The organism is Streptomyces parvulus (assembly GCF_014648855.1).
Classification (GTDB): domain Bacteria; phylum Actinomycetota; class Actinomycetes; order Streptomycetales; family Streptomycetaceae; genus Streptomyces; species Streptomyces parvulus.
On the sequence record NZ_BMRX01000006.1, the window covers coordinates 236,589 to 252,146 of the forward strand.

Consider the following 15,558-nt stretch of genomic DNA (forward strand, 5'->3'; position numbering starts at 1 on the left):
CCCGCCCGCCGAGTGTCCCGCGGTTTTCCGTCTCCGTCCCGACGCCGTCGCTTGCCTGGAGTGCACTCCAAGGTCATAGCGTGGAGGACATGACGGTGATGCAGACCACGGCCGGGACGATCGCGCCGAACGCCACCAGAACAGACATCTGCTCCGCTCCGCCCCGGCGCCACCCGCGCCCCGACGGACAGGACCGCTACACCATCAGCGAGGTCGTCGCCTTCACGGGGCTGACGGCCCACACCCTGCGCTGGTACGAGCGGATCGGTCTGATGTCCCACATCGACCGCTCGCACACGGGCCAGCGCCGCTACAGCAACAGCGACCTCGACTGGCTCGACTTCGTCGGCAAGCTGCGCATGACCGGCATGCCGGTCGCCGACATGGTCAGGTACGCGGAGCTGGTCCGCGAGGGCGAGAGCACCTACCAGGACCGGCGGGAACTCCTGGAGTCCACGCGCCGGGACGTGCTGACGCGGATCGCCGAACTCCAGGACACCCTAGCGGTGCTGGACCGCAAGATCGGTTTCTACGGGGACGCCGGACGTTCCCGCGAAGGGGAGAGCACCCGATGACGGACGGCAGGATCCCGACGACGCGGCTCGGCGACCACGGCCCGGAGGTCGGCGTCCAGGGCCTCGGCTGCATGGGCATGAGCTTCGGGTACGGGCCGTCGGACGCCGACGCCTCCCGGGCCACCCTGGAACGCGCCCTGGAGCTGGGCGTCACGCTGTACGACACGGCCGACGCGTACGGCGCCGGCGACAACGAGCGCTTCCTGGCGCCGTTCCTCGCGGCCCACCGCGACGAGCTGGTGATCGCGACGAAGTTCGCCCTGTCGATCCCGCCGGACGACCCGACGCGGCGGATCATCCGCAACGACGCCCCCTACATCCGGCGGTCGGTCGAGGCGAGCCTGGACCGCCTCGGCGTCGACGCGATCGACCTCTACTACATGCACCGCCGCGACGTGAACGTGCCGATCGAGGAGACCGCCGCCGTCATGGCGGACCTGGTCCGCGAGGGCAAGGTCAAGCACCTGGGCCTGAGCGAGGTGACGGGCGACGAGCTGCGGGCCGCGCACGCGGTGCATCCGATCGCCGCCGTGCAGTCGGAGTGGTCGCTGTTCAGCCGCGACATCGAGACGGGCGTGGTCCCGGCCGCCCGCGAACTGGGCGTGGCCCTCGTCCCCTACTCCCCGCTCGGCCGGGGCTTCCTCACCGGGGCCTTCGCCAACGCCGACCACGACCTCGGGGAGGGCGACTTCCGTCGGCAGCAGCCCCGCTTCACCGGCGGCAACGCGGCGGCCAACGCCGCCCTCCTGGACCCCGTCCGCACCGTCGCCGAGGCCCACGGCGCCACCCTCGGCCAGGTCGCCCTCGCCTGGGCCCATCAGCGTGCCGGAGTGCACGGCCTGCCGGTCGTCCCGATCCCGGGCACCCGGAAGCCGGCGCGGGTGGCGGAGAACACGGCCGCGACGAGGATCGTCCTGACCCAGGACGAGCTGTCCCTCCTGGAGCCGATCGCGGACAAGGTGGCGGGCGACCGCTACGCGGACATGTCGTTCACGTCGGCGGGACGCGAATAGGCGGCACGGTTCGGGCGCCGGCGCGTGCAGCGCCCCAGGGGCGCGGGGAACTGCGCGACCAGCCGCACACGGCCCGTACTCGCCAACGACACCGCACCCGGCACGACCTAGAGCTCCGCCAGCAGCTCCGCCTTCTTCGAGGAGAACTCCTCGTCGGTGACCAGCCCCTGCTGGTGCAGCTCCCCGAGATGCCGGATCCGCTCGGCGATGTCCGCGGGATCCCGCCGGGGCGCCGGCACCGGAACCGGCACCGAGGCGCCCGCGCCCCTCTCCCGCACCGCCGCCAGCACCGCCGCGGCGAACGGCAGCGACTCGTGCACGGGCCCGTACCCGAGGCCGAACACCACGGACGCCGGATCCTGGTCCGCCTGCGGCGCGACCGCGCCCGCGTCCCGCGGCACCAGCCGCAGGTACCCCTCGAACACCTCGGGGGACCGCCACTCCACGCCGCCCAGGTCGGCGACCGGGAAACTCTGGTCGCCGGCCTTCCACTTGGCCGAGGACGCGCCGGTCCAGGACCACCGGAAGGACACCGCCTTCCCGTCGAAGGACGCCTTCCCGTCGTACGCCTTGAAGTGCAGCGGCGCGTCGGGCGCCGCCACCAGGTACCGGTCCGCCGGTCCGGCCGCCCGGGACTCGCCGAGCAGGGCCCGCAGCTCGTCGGCGTAGTACTCCGCCAGGGTCTCCCGCTCGGCGGGCAGCACCAGCCGGTACGGGTCGCCGCTCTCCTTGAGCTGCCCGGCGGCGGCCTCGATCAGCGGATCGGCGCCCGCGCGCGGTTCGACGCGCAGCACGACGGTGCCGCGCCGGCCCGGCGTGAGCGTCACGCCGGCGATGGCCTCCAGCGGCACCCGGCGCTCGCCCAGGGCCTGGAACAGCTTCGGTGTTCGAATCCCCCGTTCGTAGCGGATGAGCACGGAGTCGGACTCGAACTCCCAGGCGGCATGAAATCCGGCCAGTACGTCACCCATGCGGCTCATCGTATGCGGCACGAGCCTCTCCGTCCCCTCCCCGTGCAAACCGGAGTTTCTGCGTTTCTACGCGCGTCCGGCCGCCGTCGCCGCGGACAAACCCGCCCGGCATGTGTCACCTTCTCCCGCACAGGCGACCGTGCGGTATGCGCCAACGCCGATCTCGGCGAAGTTCCGCAGGCTCTCCGTGCCCGGCACGAAGTAGCCGCTGTGCCCCTGGGCGCCGCGCGCCGACAGCACCCGCGCCCCGAAGGCGGCGGACACCGGGTCGGCGCCGTGCCCGAGACCGCCGACCTCCAGGTAGGGCACGTCCTGGATCCAGTCGTCCGCGTCCCGCATCGCCCACACACGGGCGTCGGTGTGCAGGTGGGCCGCCTTCGCGGCGCGCATCCCCGGGCTGCCGGCCACCGCTATGTCGGTCACCCGGCCGGGCAGCGTGTCGGCGGCGAGGCCGCACACCACCGAGCCGTAGCTGTGGCAGAACAGCGAGACCGGGGCCCCGCCGGGCAGCGCGCGCAGCAGTCCGTTCAGCCGGGCCGCCCCCTGCTCGGCGCGGGACGCCGTGGCCGCCTCCATGCCGAGGCCGCTGGGGGAGGTGTAGTCGGCCCACGCGATCACGGCCGTACGCGTGCCGGGGCTCGCGGAGCGTTCGGCGTCGTAGAGCGACTCGGCCATGCCGACGGGCGCCGAGTACTTGCGCGCGGTGCGCTCGAAGGTGACCAGCTCGGTGTCGACGCCGGGCACCACCACGGACACCCGCTCGGCGCGGTCGAGGTTCCCGAACACCTCGGCGACCCTGCCCGCGCCCGACGGGTCGAAGGCGAGGATGTGCCGCCCCCGGGCGAGCAGGGAGTCGTAGTGGTTCATCCGCTGCCCGGCCTCGCGCTGGCCGGAGAGCGAGAGGCGCTTGTCGTGCATGCGTGCGCTCTCCACCGACCGTGCCTTCTCGAGGGCCGTCCGGTTGGCCAGGTAGCGCAGCTCGACGGGGGCGCCGTTCATGTTGCCCACCGCCAGCGGGTACCGGTGGGCCAGGCTGGTGCGCTGCCAGTCGCTGAGCGAGGCGAAGAAGCGGGCCAGCCGGGTGGGGGAGGTGTCGCGGTCGGGCAGCGCCCGCCCGTCGATCCGGCCGTGCCCCCAGGCCGCGACCGACGCCTCCAGCGCCGTGGGGCCCCGCTGGTTGCGCAGGGCGGTCCAGCCGGTGGTCGCCAGCATCACGAACACCACGGCCAGGGCGAGCAGTGCGCGCCAGACGTTCAGCTGCGGGGAGGTGTCGAAGGAAGTCACTGGGAGGACACACTAGGAGAACGGGACGGTCTCGCGTGAATCCAGTGACACGGATCACGTTTCGTTACTGCGCTGCGGGGTTGGGCCGGCACCCTCGGCGAGCGCGGGGCCGCGCCAGTCTCCGGTGAGCGCGGGCGCCACCTGGTCCAGATAGGTGGCGGTCAGGTCACGCAGGGCCGCGAGACCGGCGTCGTCCCGGGCCGACCAGATCCGTTCGGTCACCCGCATCACCGCTCCGAAGACGGCCACGACCACGCGCGGCCGCGGGTCGGCGTCGACGTCCAGTCCCTCGCGCGCCGCGATGACCCGGGCGATCTCCTCCTCCAGCTCCGTCGCGCGGCGCAGGTGCGCGGCGAGCAGCGCGGGCGTCGACTCGATCACCCGGTAGAAGCGCAGGTGCAGCTCCATCGGGATCAGCTGTTCGACGGCCTCGCCGATGGTGCTCCAGCTCGCCACGAGGGCCAGCCGCAGCGCGTCCAGCGGGGCCTCCCCGGCCGGCCGCGCCCGCACGGCCTCGACGAAGCGCGACTCCGCGAGCCGCGACACGAAGAACGCCGCGTCCTCCTTGGAGGCGAAGTAGCGGAAGAAGGTGCGCTGCGAGACGTCGGCGGCGTCGGCGATGTCGTCGACGGTCGTCTCCTCGTAACCGCGCTCCGCGAACAGTTCGAGGGCGGAGCGCAGCAGGAGGTCCCGGGTGCGCTGCTTCTTGAGTTCGCGCAGGCCCAAGAGTCTGCTCCTCCATCGCTTCTCGAGTCCGTTTCCGCAGTTCAGGCTATACGGAGATGACATGTCAGTTACTGGCGCGTGAATTGGTTTGTCAACTGTCAGTGGCTGTCATTAGCCTCACCGTATGACTAGTCAGACCACCATCGACAAGACGGGACCGGGGGACGGCGCCCCCTCGGGTCCCGCTCCCGCCAAGGGGTTGCGCGGCCATCCGTGGGTCACCCTCGTCACGGTCGCGGTCGGGGTCATGATGGTGGCCCTCGACGGCACCATCGTGGCGATCGCCAACCCGGCCATCCAGGACGACCTGGACGCCAGCCTCGCCGACGTCCAGTGGATCACCAACGCCTACTTCCTCGCCCTCGCGGTCGCCCTGATCACCGCGGGCAAGCTCGGTGACCGCTTCGGGCACCGGCAGACCTTCCTCATCGGCGTGGCCGGCTTCGCCGCCTCCTCCGGTGCCATCGGGATCTCCAGCAGCATCGGGGCGGTCATCGTCCTCCGCGTCTTCCAGGGCCTGTTCGGCGCGCTGCTGATGCCGGCCGCGCTCGGCCTGCTGCGGGCGACCTTCCCGGCCGAGAAGCTGAACATGGCCATCGGCATCTGGGGCATGGTGATCGGCGCCTCCACCGCGGGCGGCCCGATCCTCGGCGGCGTGCTGGTCGAGCACGTCAACTGGCAGTCGGTGTTCTTCATCAACGTGCCGGTGGGCATCGTCGCCGTCGTCCTCGGCGTCATGATCCTCCTGGACCACCGCGCGGAGAACGCGCCGCGCTCCTTCGACATCCTCGGCATCGTGCTGCTGTCCGCCTCGATGTTCTGCCTGGTCTGGGCGCTGATCAAGGCTCCGGCGTGGGGCTGGGGCGACGGCAAGACCTGGCTGTTCATCGGCGCCTCGCTCGTGGGCTTCGTCCTCTTCTCCCTCTGGGAGACCAGGGTCCGGGAGCCGCTGATCCCGCTGGCGATGTTCCGCTCGGTGGCGCTGTCGGCCGGTGTGGTGCTGATGGTCCTGATGGCCATCGCCTTCCTGGGCGGCCTGTTCTTCGTCACCTTCTACCTGCAGAACGTGCACGGCATGAGCCCGGTCGACGCCGGCCTGCACCTGCTGCCGCTCACCGCCATGATGATCGTCGCCTCGCCGCTGGCCGGCGCGATGATCACCAAGGTCGGCCCGCGCATCCCGCTGGCCGGCGGCATGGTCTGCACCGCGCTCGCCATGTACGGCATCTCGACGCTCGAGACGGACACCGGCAGCGCCGTCATGTCCATCTGGTTCGCCCTGCTCGGCCTCGGCCTCGCGCCCGTCATGGTCGGCGCCACCGAGGTCATCGTCGGCAACGCGCCGATGGAGCTGTCCGGTGTGGCCGGCGGCCTCCAGCAGGCGGCCATGCAGATCGGCGGCAGCCTCGGCACCGCCGTGCTGGGCGCCGTGATGGCGTCCAAGGTCGACAGCGACCTGGCGGGCAACTGGGCGGACGCCGGGCTCCCGCAGCTGACGCCGGAGCAGGCGCACCAGGCCTCCGAGGCGGTGCAGGTCGGTGTCGCGCCGGTGGCGCCGGGCACCCCCGAGCAGGTCGCCGCGAAGATAGCCGACGTCGCGCACAACACCTTCATCGACGGCATGAGCCTGGCCTCGCTGGTCGCCGCGGGCGTCGCCGTGGTGGCGGTCGGCGTCGCCTTCCTCACCAAGCGCGGGGTGAACGCGGACGCGGGCGCCGGGGTGGGCCACATCTGACGGAGCCTCGGTTCCCGTTCGCTCGTCAGGGTGACAGGGCCGCGGAACCCTCCCCTCCGGGGGGCCGTGCAGGTCACAGTGGGTCAAGTCCTCCGCAGGGCATGGAGGACGGCAGGCTGCTGCGCGCTGCCGGAGGGGGGCGGCGCGCGGGCAGCGTGCTCGCGCCAGGTATAAGGCGCCGCAGGGGGGTACTCGAACTCCACGAGGAATCGAGGGAGTTGATGATGGCGAGCTTCGGACAGGGATCGCGCGGGTACCCCCGCTCACGTGGCCGGACAGGCGCACGGACCGGGCCGGACCGGGCGACGCTCGGGATCATCGGAGTCGTGTGCGCGGTCGCCGGGTTCTTCGCCCTGCACATCATCCTGGGCCCCATCGCGATGGTCTGCGGCTGGCTGGCCATGGGACGCAGCTGGGCGGGCTCCCGCCCGGTCCCCGCGGTGGTCGCCCTCGTGCTGGGCGCCGTAGACACGCTGCTGGCGATCGTCTGGCTCGCGGGGTCGGCGGGGATGAACAACGGATTGCTCTGACGGACCGCGCACCGCGACGCGAGAACGACGAGGGGCCCCGGCCGACCGGCCGGGGCCCCTCGTCATGCGCTCACCGGGGCACGTTCACGCGTCCCCGCCGGCCACCCCGGGATCGGCCGAGGCGACGTCGAGCAGCCGGTACCGGTCGATCGCCTGCTTCAGTACCGACCGGTCGACCTTCCCCTCCCGGGCCAGCTCGCTCAGCACGGCCACCACGATCGACTCGGCGTCGATGTGGAAGAACCGCCGCGCGGCCCCGCGGGTGTCGGCGAAGCCCCACCCGTCCGCGCCCAGCGACTGGTACGTCCCCGGCACCCACCGGGCGATCTGGTCCGGCACCGACCGCATCCAGTCGGACACGGCCACGAACGGGCCCTGCGCGCCCGCCAGCTTCCGCGTCACCCAGGGCACCTGCTGCTCCTCCTCGGGGTGCAGCAGGTTGTGCTCCTCGCAGGCCACCGCCTCGCGCCGCAGCTCGTTCCAGGAGGTGGCCGACCAGACGTCGGCCCGTACGTTCCAGTCCTCGGCGAGCATGCGCTGGGCCTGCACCGCCCACGGCACCGCGACGCCGGACGCCATGATCTGCGCGGGGATCGAGCCCGCGGTGCCCTCGCTGAAGCGGTACACGCCCTTGAGGATGCCCTCGATGTCCACGTTCTCCGGTTCGGCCGGGTGCTGGATCGGCTCGTTGTAGACCGTGAGGTAGTAGAAGACGTCCTCGCCGTGCGGGTGCTGCTCGTCCCCGCCGTACATCCGGCGCAGGCCGTCCTGCACGATGTGCGCGATCTCGAAGCCGAACGCCGGGTCGTACGCCACGCACGCCGGGTTGGTCGACGCGAGCAGCTGGGAGTGGCCGTCCGCGTGCTGGAGCCCTTCACCGGTCAGGGTGGTACGCCCCGCGGTCGCGCCCAGCACGAATCCGCGCGACAGCTGGTCGCCCATCTGCCAGAACTGGTCGCCGGTGCGCTGGAATCCGAACATCGAGTAGAAGACGTAGACCGGGATGAGCGGTTCGCCGTGCGTCGCGTACGCCGAGCCGGCCGCGATCAGCGAGGCCGTGCAGCCCGCCTCGGAGATGCCGTCGTGCAGCATCTGCCCGGTCGGCGCCTCCTTGTAGGCGAGCAGCAGATCCCGGTCCACGGACTCGTACTGCTGCCCGAGCGGGTTGTAGATCTTCGCACTCGGGAAGAACGAGTCCATGCCGAAGGTCCGGTACTCGTCCGGGGCGATCAGCACGAAGCGCTTGCCGATCTCCTTGTCCCGCATGAGGTCCTTCAGCAGGCGCACAAAGGCCATCGTCGTCGCGATGGACTGCTGGCCCGAGCCCTTCTTCACGGTCGCGTACGTCTTGTCCTCGGGCAGCGCCAGCGGCTTCGACCGCACGACCCGGGTGGGGACGTACCCGCCCAGGCCGAGCCGGCGGTCGTGCATGTACTGGATCTCCTCCGTGTCCCGGCCCGGGTGGTAGTACGGCGGCGGGCCGGACTCCAGCTCCTTGTCGGAGATCGGCAGGTGCAGCCGGTCGCGGAAGCGCTTGAGGTCGTCGACCGTCAGCTTCTTCATCTGGTGCGTGGCGTTGCGGCCCTCGAAGTTCGGCCCGAGCGTCCAGCCCTTGATGGTCTTGGCCAGGATGACCGTCGGCTGGCCCTTGTGCTCCAGGGCCGCCTTGTAGGCCGCGTAGATCTTCCGGTGGTCGTGGCCGCCGCGCCCGAGGTGCAGGACCTGGTCGTCGGTCATGTTCTCGACCATCGCGCGCAGCCGGTGGTCGTCGCCGAAGAAGTGGTCGCGGATGTAGGCGCCGGACTCGGTGGCGTACGTCTGGTACTGGCCGTCGGGCGTGGTGTTCATCCGGTTGACCAGCACGCCGTCGCGGTCCTGGGCGAGCAGCGGGTCCCAGGTGCGGTCCCAGACCAGCTTGATCACGTTCCAGCCGGCGCCCCGGAAGACCGACTCCAGCTCCTGGATGATCTTGCCGTTGCCGCGCACCGGGCCGTCCAGGCGCTGGAGGTTGCAGTTGACCACGAAGGTCAGGTTGTCCAGGCCCTCGCGGGCGGCGATGGAGAGCTGGCCCAGCGACTCCGGCTCGTCCATCTCGCCGTCGCCGAGGTAGGCCCACACGTGCGAGCGCGAGGTGTCCGCGATGCCGCGCGCCTCCATGTAGCGGTTCATCCGCGCCTGGTAGATCGCGCCGATCGGGCCGAGGCCCATCGAGACGGTCGGGAACTCCCAGAAGTCCGGCATCGACCGCGGGTGCGGGTACGACGACAGGGCGTGCGGCGCCGCCGACTTCTCCTGCCGGAACCCGTCCAGGTGCCGCTCGCTGAGCCGGTCCAGCAGGAACGCGCGGGCGTAGATGCCCGGCGAGGCGTGCCCCTGGAAGAAGACCTGGTCGCCGCCGTCGCCGTCGTCCTTGCCGCGGAAGAAGTGGTTGAACCCCACGTCGTACAGCGAGGCCGAGGAGGCGAACGTCGCGATGTGGCCGCCGACGCCGATGCCCGGGCGCTGCGCGCGCGAGACCATCACCGCGGCGTTCCACCGGGTGGCGTTGAGGATCTTGCGCTCGATCTCCTCGTTGCCGGGGAAGAACGGCTCGCTCTTGGTCGGGATGGTGTTGACGTAGTCCGTGCTGCGCATCTCGGGCACGGCCACGCGCTTCTCGCGGGCGCGCTCGATCAGCCGCAGCATCAGGTAGCGGGCCCGCTCCCGGCCGCGCTCGTCGACGGCGGCGTCGAGGGAGTCGAGCCACTCCTGGGTTTCCTCGGGGTCGAAGTCAGGAACCTGACTCGGAAGGCCGCCAATGATGATCGGATTGCGATCGGATGCGGAAGCCACGCTGTTCCTTCGCTCTCAGAGGGCCACTGTGCCGGGTGTCTGCGCCGATCACCCGCCGGTTCCCCATCGTGTACCTCACGGGGGCAATCGTCATCTGTACCGTGGGGTAACCGGTTCCCCCGCGGGAATCGGGGGCACGTTCATTCGAGTCTCGTACCCACGCATGGTTCCCAAATACGCAAACGGGGCAGATAGGTGTGGTGTACGTCACCTTTGGTCTGGACGGCATGGCTGGAGTTGCGACGACACGGCCGGGATCGTCACCGTTTCGGCGGTCCCAGACGCCGGGTACTTGCGCGATCGGTCCCGCCCGTGTGGACTACGGCCAAGCTTCGCGCACGCGCGAGGCCCGAGACATCTACCGAAACATGATCAGGAGGCAACCCGTGAGCGCGACCGCGGACCACGCGGAGGAGCGGACGAACCCTGCCGCCAGGCTGGGTTTCCAGCCCGGGCAGGTGGTCCAGGAGATCGGCTACGACGACGACGTCGACCAGGAGCTCCGCGAGGCCATCGAGGGCGCCGTCGAGGCCGAGCTGGTGGACGAGGACTACGAGGACGTGGCCGATGCCGTCGTGCTGTGGTTCCGCGACGACGACGGCGACCTGACGGATGCGCTGGTGGATGCCACCACGTACATCGAAGAGGGCGGGTCGATCCTCCTTCTCACGCCGAAGACCGGCCGTGACGGGTACGTCGAGGCCAGCGACATCTCCGAAGCCGCGACGACCGCCGGACTGACGGCGTCCAAGAGCGTCAGCGTGGGCAAGGACTGGAGCGGCAGCCGGCTGGCGACGCCCAAGGCCGCCAAGTCCAAGCGGTAGCCGGACGGGCTCCGCACCACCCGGACTCGCGCACGGGCCGGCCCCCGGTCGGCCCGTCCGCGGGTCCGTGATCGTCCCTGAGTAGGGTGTTTCCAGCGAACACCTCCGGAAGGGACGAACAGGACATGGCGATCCAGGTCGGCGACAAGGCCCCCGACTTCGAGCTCAAGGACAACCACGGCGCGACCGTCCGGCTGTCCGAGTTCCGCGGCCACAAGAACGTGGTGCTGCTCTTCTACCCGTTCGCCTTCACCGGCGTGTGCACCGGCGAGCTGTGCGAGGTGCGCGACAACCTGCCGCAGTTCGCCGACCGCGACACCCAGGTGCTCGCCGTCTCCAACGACTCCATCCACACCCTGCGCGTCTTCGGCGAGCAGGAGGGCCTCGAGTACCCGCTGCTGTCCGACTTCTGGCCGCACGGCGAGGTCTCGCGCTCCTACGGCGTCTTCGACGAGGACAAGGGCTGCGCCGTCCGCGGCACCTTCGTCATCGACCGGGAGGGCGTCGTGCGCTGGACGGTCGTCAACGGCCTGCCCGACGCCCGCGACCTGAACGAGTACGTGAAGGCGCTCGACGCCCTCTGAGCCGACACCGGTGATTTGTCGGTCGCAGGGCCTGCGGGGGGCGGGAACCCGTCACTAGGATCGACTCGTTGATCCGATATCCACGCACGTTGGGGCTCCCCGCCCCTGGACACCAATGGAGGACTCGTGGGAGTCAGCCTCAGCAAGGGCGGCAACGTATCGCTGACCAAGGAGGCCCCCGGCCTGACCGCGGTCATCGTCGGCCTGGGGTGGGACATCCGCACCACGACCGGTACGGACTTCGACCTCGACGCCAGCGCGCTGCTGCTGAACAGCGGCGGCAAGGTCGCCAGCGACGCGCACTTCGTCTTCTTCAACAACCTCAAGAGCCCCGACGGCTCGGTCGAGCACACCGGTGACAACCTCACCGGTGAGGGCGAGGGCGACGACGAGCAGATCAAGATCGACCTGGCCGCCGTCCCCGCCGACGTCGAGAAGATCACCTTCCCGGTCTCGATCTACGACGCGGAGAACCGCCAGCAGTCCTTCGGTCAGGTGCGCAACGCGTTCATCCGCGTCGTCAACCAGGCCGGCGGCGCCGAGATCGCCCGCTACGACCTGTCGGAGGACGCCTCGACGGAGACCGCGATGGTCTTCGGCGAGCTGTACCGCCACGGCGCCGAGTGGAAGTTCCGCGCCATCGGCCAGGGCTACGCCTCGGGCCTGCGCGGCATCGCCCAGGACTTCGGCGTGAACGTCTGAGCGACCTGAACCACCGGGGCCAGCGCCCCGATCGTCCGGCGCCGCACGGTTTACGTGCGGCGCCGGACGCGCAGGAACACCAGGAATCATCACCCGGGGAGGGACCATCACCATGGGCGTCACGCTTGCCAAGGGAGGCAACGTCTCCCTGTCCAAGGCCGCACCGAACCTCACACAGGTACTGGTCGGGCTCGGCTGGGACGCGCGTTCCACCACCGGAGCACCCTTCGACCTCGACGCCAGCGCACTCGTGTGCAGCGGGGGCCGGGTGCTCGGCGACGAGTGGTTCGTGTTCTACAACCAGCTCAAGAGCCCCGACGGCTCGATCGAGCACACCGGTGACAACCTCACCGGCGAGGGCGACGGGGACGACGAGTCGGTACTGGTCGACCTCGCCGCGGTGCCGGCCCACTGCGACAAGATCGTCTTCCCGGTCTCGATCCACATGGCCGACGAGCGCGGACAGACCTTCGGCCAGGTCAGCAACGCCTTCATCCGCGTCGTCAACCGGGCCGACGGCCAGGAACTCGCCCGCTACGACCTCAGCGAGGACGCCTCCACGGAGACCGCGATGATCTTCGGTGAGCTCTATCGCTACCAGGGCGAATGGAAGTTCCGCGCCGTGGGGCAGGGGTACGCGTCGGGGCTGCGCGGCATCGCTCTAGACTTCGGAGTCAACGTTTCGTAAAGCCGCGTACGGCGCGGGGGAGCCCCGTACAGACACGATTGGGTAGCCAGTGGTTCTGAAAACCTTCGGGTGGTCGTTCGCGGTCACCGCGCTCGGCCTGGTGGCCGCGGTCTTCTACGGGGGGTGGACCGCCTTCGGAGTCGTGGCGATCCTGTCCGTCCTGGAGATCTCGCTGTCCTTCGACAACGCGGTGGTCAACGCCGGGATCCTGAAGAAGATGAATGCCTTCTGGCAGAAGATCTTCCTCACCATCGGCATCCTGATCGCCGTCTTCGGCATGCGCCTGATCTTCCCGGTCGTCATCGTCGCGGTCAGCGCGTCCCTCGGCCCCATCGAGGCCGTCGACCTCGCCCTGACCGACAAGGACCGCTACCAGGAACTGGTGACGGACGCCCATCCGTCGATCGCCGCCTTCGGTGGCATGTTCCTCCTGATGATCTTCCTCGACTTCATCTTCGAGGACCGGGACATCAAGTGGCTCGGCTGGCTGGAGCGCCCGCTGGCCAAGCTGGGCAAGGTCGACATGCTGTCGGTCTGCATCGCCCTGGTCGTGCTGCTGGTCTCCGCGATCACCTTCGGCGCCCACGCCCACCAGCACGGCGGCACGCACGCCGACAAGGCGGAGACGGTCCTGCTCTCCGGCATCGCGGGTCTGATCACCTATCTCGTCGTCGGCGGCCTCTCCAGCTTCTTCGAGGACAAGCTCGAAGAGGAGGAGGAGCGCGAACACGAGGCCGAGGAGAAGGCCGAGCGCGAGGGCAAGCCCAAGTCGGCCGTCAAGCTGGCCGGCAAGGCCGCGTTCTTCATGTTCCTCTACCTGGAGGTCCTGGACGCGTCGTTCTCCTTCGACGGCGTCATCGGCGCCTTCGCCATCACCAACGACATCGTGCTCATGGCGCTCGGCCTCGGCATCGGCGCCATGTACGTCCGGTCGCTGACCGTGTACCTGGTCCGCCAGGGCACCCTCGACGACTACGTCTACCTGGAGCACGGCGCCCACTACGCCATCGGCGCCCTGTCGGTGATCCTGCTGGTGACCATCCAGTACGAGATCAACGAGATCATCACCGGCCTGATCGGCGTGGTCCTGATCGGCGCCTCCTTCTGGTCCTCGGTGCGCCGCAACCGCGCCCTCGCGGCGGCCGACGGCGATCAGGAGAAGACGGAGGTCTCCTCCGGGGTGTGAAAAGGCTCCGGACCCGGGCCGGGTTCGCCCCCGGTGCGCCCGCACCACTGGTGTGAACCCGGCCCGGACGAGGAACGCTCTGAGCGGGGCGGCCGACGAGGACGACTCCTCGGGGCCGCCCCGTCGGCGGTCGGAACAAGGTGGGGGCGGGAATGGGCTTCTTGGACGGACTGTGGCGCGGCCGCGAGTCCGAGTTCGACTCGGGCAGCGCGGCGACCAACTCCATCCAGCTGACCAAACGGCACAGCCAGGTCTCTCTGACGAAGCAGGGCGCGGCCACCGGCCACCTGCGCGTCAACCTGGCCTGGCGCATGCGCACGTCGGACATCACGGGAGCCCAGCGCGAGAGCCTGCTGCGGCACCCCTTCAAGGCGCTCAAGCCGCCCGAGGTCGTCGGCCACAGCCAGAGCATGGTCAACGTCGACCTCGACCTCGGCTGCCTCTACGAACTCATGGACGGCACCCGCGGCGTCGTCCAGCCGCTCGGCGGCTTCCTGGGCGACGTCAACGCCCCGCCCTACGTCAAGCTCAGCGGCGACGACCGCTTCGGCTCGGCGTCCGGCGAGACGATATACGTCAACCTCGACCACAAGGACGCCATCAAGCGCCTGCTGCTCTTCGCCTACATCTACGACCAGACCCCGGCCTTCGACCGGACGCACGCGATCGTCACGCTCTACCCGAGCAACGGCCCCCGCATCGAGATAGGCCTCGACGAACGCCACCCCCAGGCCCGCTCCTGCGCCGTCGTGATGATCGAGAACGTCAAGGGCGAGATCTTCGTCCGCCGCGAGGTGAAGTTCGTGTACGGCTTCCAGGGCGAGCTGGACCGGCTCTACGGCTGGGGCCTGCAGTGGGGCCGCGGCCACAAGAGCAAGGCGGACCGCTGACGGCCCGCGCGCCCTCCCGGCCCGCCGGGTGCGGTCACCGCCCGACGAACTGGGGCCCCTGCGGCGGCATCCGGAAGTCCGGGTCGGGGCCCCCGGAGACCGGCTGCGGGTAGCCGTAGGCGGGCTGGGTGGCCGGCGGCTGCTGCGGATAGCCGTAGGCGGGCTGGGCCGGTACGGCGGGGGGCTGCTCCGGCGGCAGCGGACGCGAGGCCGGCGGCAGGGGCTGGACGGTCGTCGGCTGCTCCGGGTCGACCGTCGGGGCGGCCGGCTCGGGACGGCGGGCCGACAGGGGGTCGTCCGCGCCCTCGGACTCGTCCACCGAGATGCCGAAGTCGGTCGCGAGGCCCTTGAGCCCGTTGGAGTACCCCTCGCCGAGCGCCCGGAACTTCCAGCCCTCCCCGCGCCGGTACAGCTCGCCGCAGATCAGCGCCGTCTCCTGGCCCGTCTCCGGCTTCACGTCGAAGTACGCCAGGGGTTCCTCGCCGGCCGAGGCGGCGTCGTGCACCAGGATGCGCAGCGAGCGCACCCGGTCGAAGGCGGCCCCGTCCGCGGACGCGACCAGCAGGATCCGGCCCACCGAGGCCTCGACCCGGGACAGGTCTGTCTGGATCGTGTCGGTCAGGCCCTCGGTGACCCGCTTCTTGCCGAGCCGCCAGACCTGGCCGGAGGGGTGCCGGGGCTGGTTGTAGAAGACGAAGTCGTCGTCGGAGCGCACGCGGCCGTCCGGGCCGAGCAGCAGCGCGGAGGCGTCGATGTCGGGGGTCCCCGATCCGGGCGCCCAGCGCAGCACGGCACGGACCGTCGTGGCTTGCAGCGGGACGTTCGATCCCTTGAGCATCGCGTGCGTCATGCGGTCATCCTGCCCTCTCGGTCCTGGTCACGACAACGCGGGGGCGGGTACACGGACCCTGTGCCGCCCGTCCCGGGTAGCCGTCGACGACATGGCCGGGTTACCTGGAATTCATGCCCGGTGGGAACCTCCGACATGGATGCGTACGTACTATTACCGGCCACCTTT

Annotated in this window: 15 protein-coding genes; 10 read left to right on the plus strand and 5 right to left on the minus strand. The window is 70.4% G+C overall.

Translation table 11 applies throughout. From position 1 onward, the window contains the following. Positions 1-89: 89 nt before the first annotated feature. Complete coding sequence (locus tag IE108_RS13160) at positions 90-575, plus strand: MerR family transcriptional regulator (protein ID WP_064731732.1); 486 nt, start codon at positions 90-92, stop codon at positions 573-575. Next, the gene (locus IE108_RS13165) at positions 572-1,588 is read left to right on the plus strand and encodes an aldo/keto reductase (protein WP_064727693.1); all 1,017 of its coding nucleotides are present in this window, start codon (positions 572-574) and stop codon (positions 1,586-1,588) included. Before IE108_RS13160 ends, IE108_RS13165 begins: the two co-directional genes overlap by 4 nt. 107 nt (positions 1,589-1,695) lie before the next feature. On the opposite strand, the gene IE108_RS13170 is transcribed toward IE108_RS13165, so the two are convergent. The 3 genes from IE108_RS13170 to IE108_RS13180 form a co-directional block, all read right to left on the minus strand. After that, positions 1,696-2,559, minus strand: a complete 864-nt coding sequence (locus IE108_RS13170; RefSeq protein ID WP_064727692.1) for a DUF4429 domain-containing protein — start codon at positions 2,557-2,559, stop codon at positions 1,696-1,698. Between the two features lie 66 nt (positions 2,560-2,625). Further along, the gene (locus IE108_RS13175; protein WP_064727691.1) at positions 2,626-3,843 is read right to left on the minus strand and encodes an alpha/beta hydrolase family protein; all 1,218 of its coding nucleotides are present in this window, start codon (positions 3,841-3,843) and stop codon (positions 2,626-2,628) included. A gap of 54 nt (positions 3,844-3,897) precedes the next feature. After that, positions 3,898-4,569, minus strand: a complete 672-nt coding sequence (locus IE108_RS13180; protein WP_189397647.1) for a TetR family transcriptional regulator — start codon at positions 4,567-4,569, stop codon at positions 3,898-3,900. A 124-nt stretch (positions 4,570-4,693) separates the two neighbouring features. Here IE108_RS13180 and IE108_RS13185 point away from each other — a divergent pair, with 124 nt between their 5' ends. After that, a complete protein-coding gene (locus IE108_RS13185; protein WP_064727690.1) occupies positions 4,694-6,304 on the plus strand; it encodes an MFS transporter in 1,611 nt (536 codons plus the stop codon). A 221-nt stretch (positions 6,305-6,525) separates the two neighbouring features. Next, on the plus strand, positions 6,526-6,834 hold the full coding sequence (locus tag IE108_RS13190; protein WP_064731730.1) for a hypothetical protein: 309 nt from the start codon (positions 6,526-6,528) through the stop codon (positions 6,832-6,834). Positions 6,835-6,918: 84 nt separating this feature from the next. Here IE108_RS13190 and aceE read toward each other — a convergent pair whose 3' ends face one another. Continuing rightward, on the minus strand, positions 6,919-9,666 hold the full coding sequence (aceE, locus tag IE108_RS13195) for a pyruvate dehydrogenase (acetyl-transferring), homodimeric type (RefSeq protein WP_064727689.1): 2,748 nt from the start codon (positions 9,664-9,666) through the stop codon (positions 6,919-6,921). Positions 9,667-10,052: 386 nt separating this feature from the next. On the opposite strand from aceE, the gene IE108_RS13200 reads away from it, so the two are divergent. The 6 genes from IE108_RS13200 to IE108_RS13225 all read left to right on the plus strand — a co-directional run bounded on the left by IE108_RS13200 (position 10,053) and on the right by IE108_RS13225 (position 14,540). Beyond that, positions 10,053-10,490, plus strand: a complete 438-nt coding sequence (locus IE108_RS13200) for a DUF3052 domain-containing protein (protein ID WP_064727688.1) — start codon at positions 10,053-10,055, stop codon at positions 10,488-10,490. Positions 10,491-10,615: 125 nt separating this feature from the next. Continuing rightward, a complete protein-coding gene (locus tag IE108_RS13205; RefSeq protein WP_064727687.1) occupies positions 10,616-11,074 on the plus strand; it encodes a peroxiredoxin in 459 nt (152 codons plus the stop codon). 126 nt (positions 11,075-11,200) lie between these two features. Beyond that, complete coding sequence (locus tag IE108_RS13210) at positions 11,201-11,776, plus strand: calcium homeostasis/redox stress adaptation protein (protein ID WP_064727686.1); 576 nt, start codon at positions 11,201-11,203, stop codon at positions 11,774-11,776. A gap of 112 nt (positions 11,777-11,888) precedes the next feature. After that, positions 11,889-12,464, plus strand: a complete 576-nt coding sequence (locus IE108_RS13215) for a TerD family protein (RefSeq protein WP_064727685.1) — start codon at positions 11,889-11,891, stop codon at positions 12,462-12,464. A gap of 49 nt (positions 12,465-12,513) precedes the next feature. Next, positions 12,514-13,650, plus strand: a complete 1,137-nt coding sequence (locus IE108_RS13220; RefSeq protein ID WP_064727684.1) for a DUF475 domain-containing protein — start codon at positions 12,514-12,516, stop codon at positions 13,648-13,650. Between the two features lie 152 nt (positions 13,651-13,802). Next, positions 13,803-14,540, plus strand: coding sequence for a TerD family protein (locus IE108_RS13225; RefSeq protein WP_064727683.1), 738 nt, complete (start codon positions 13,803-13,805; stop codon positions 14,538-14,540). A 34-nt stretch (positions 14,541-14,574) separates the two neighbouring features. On the opposite strand, the gene IE108_RS13230 is transcribed toward IE108_RS13225, so the two are convergent. Further along, positions 14,575-15,390 (minus strand): TerD family protein, encoded by an 816-nt coding sequence (locus IE108_RS13230; protein WP_064727682.1) that lies wholly within the window; start codon positions 15,388-15,390, stop codon positions 14,575-14,577. Positions 15,391-15,558 lie beyond the last annotated feature (168 nt).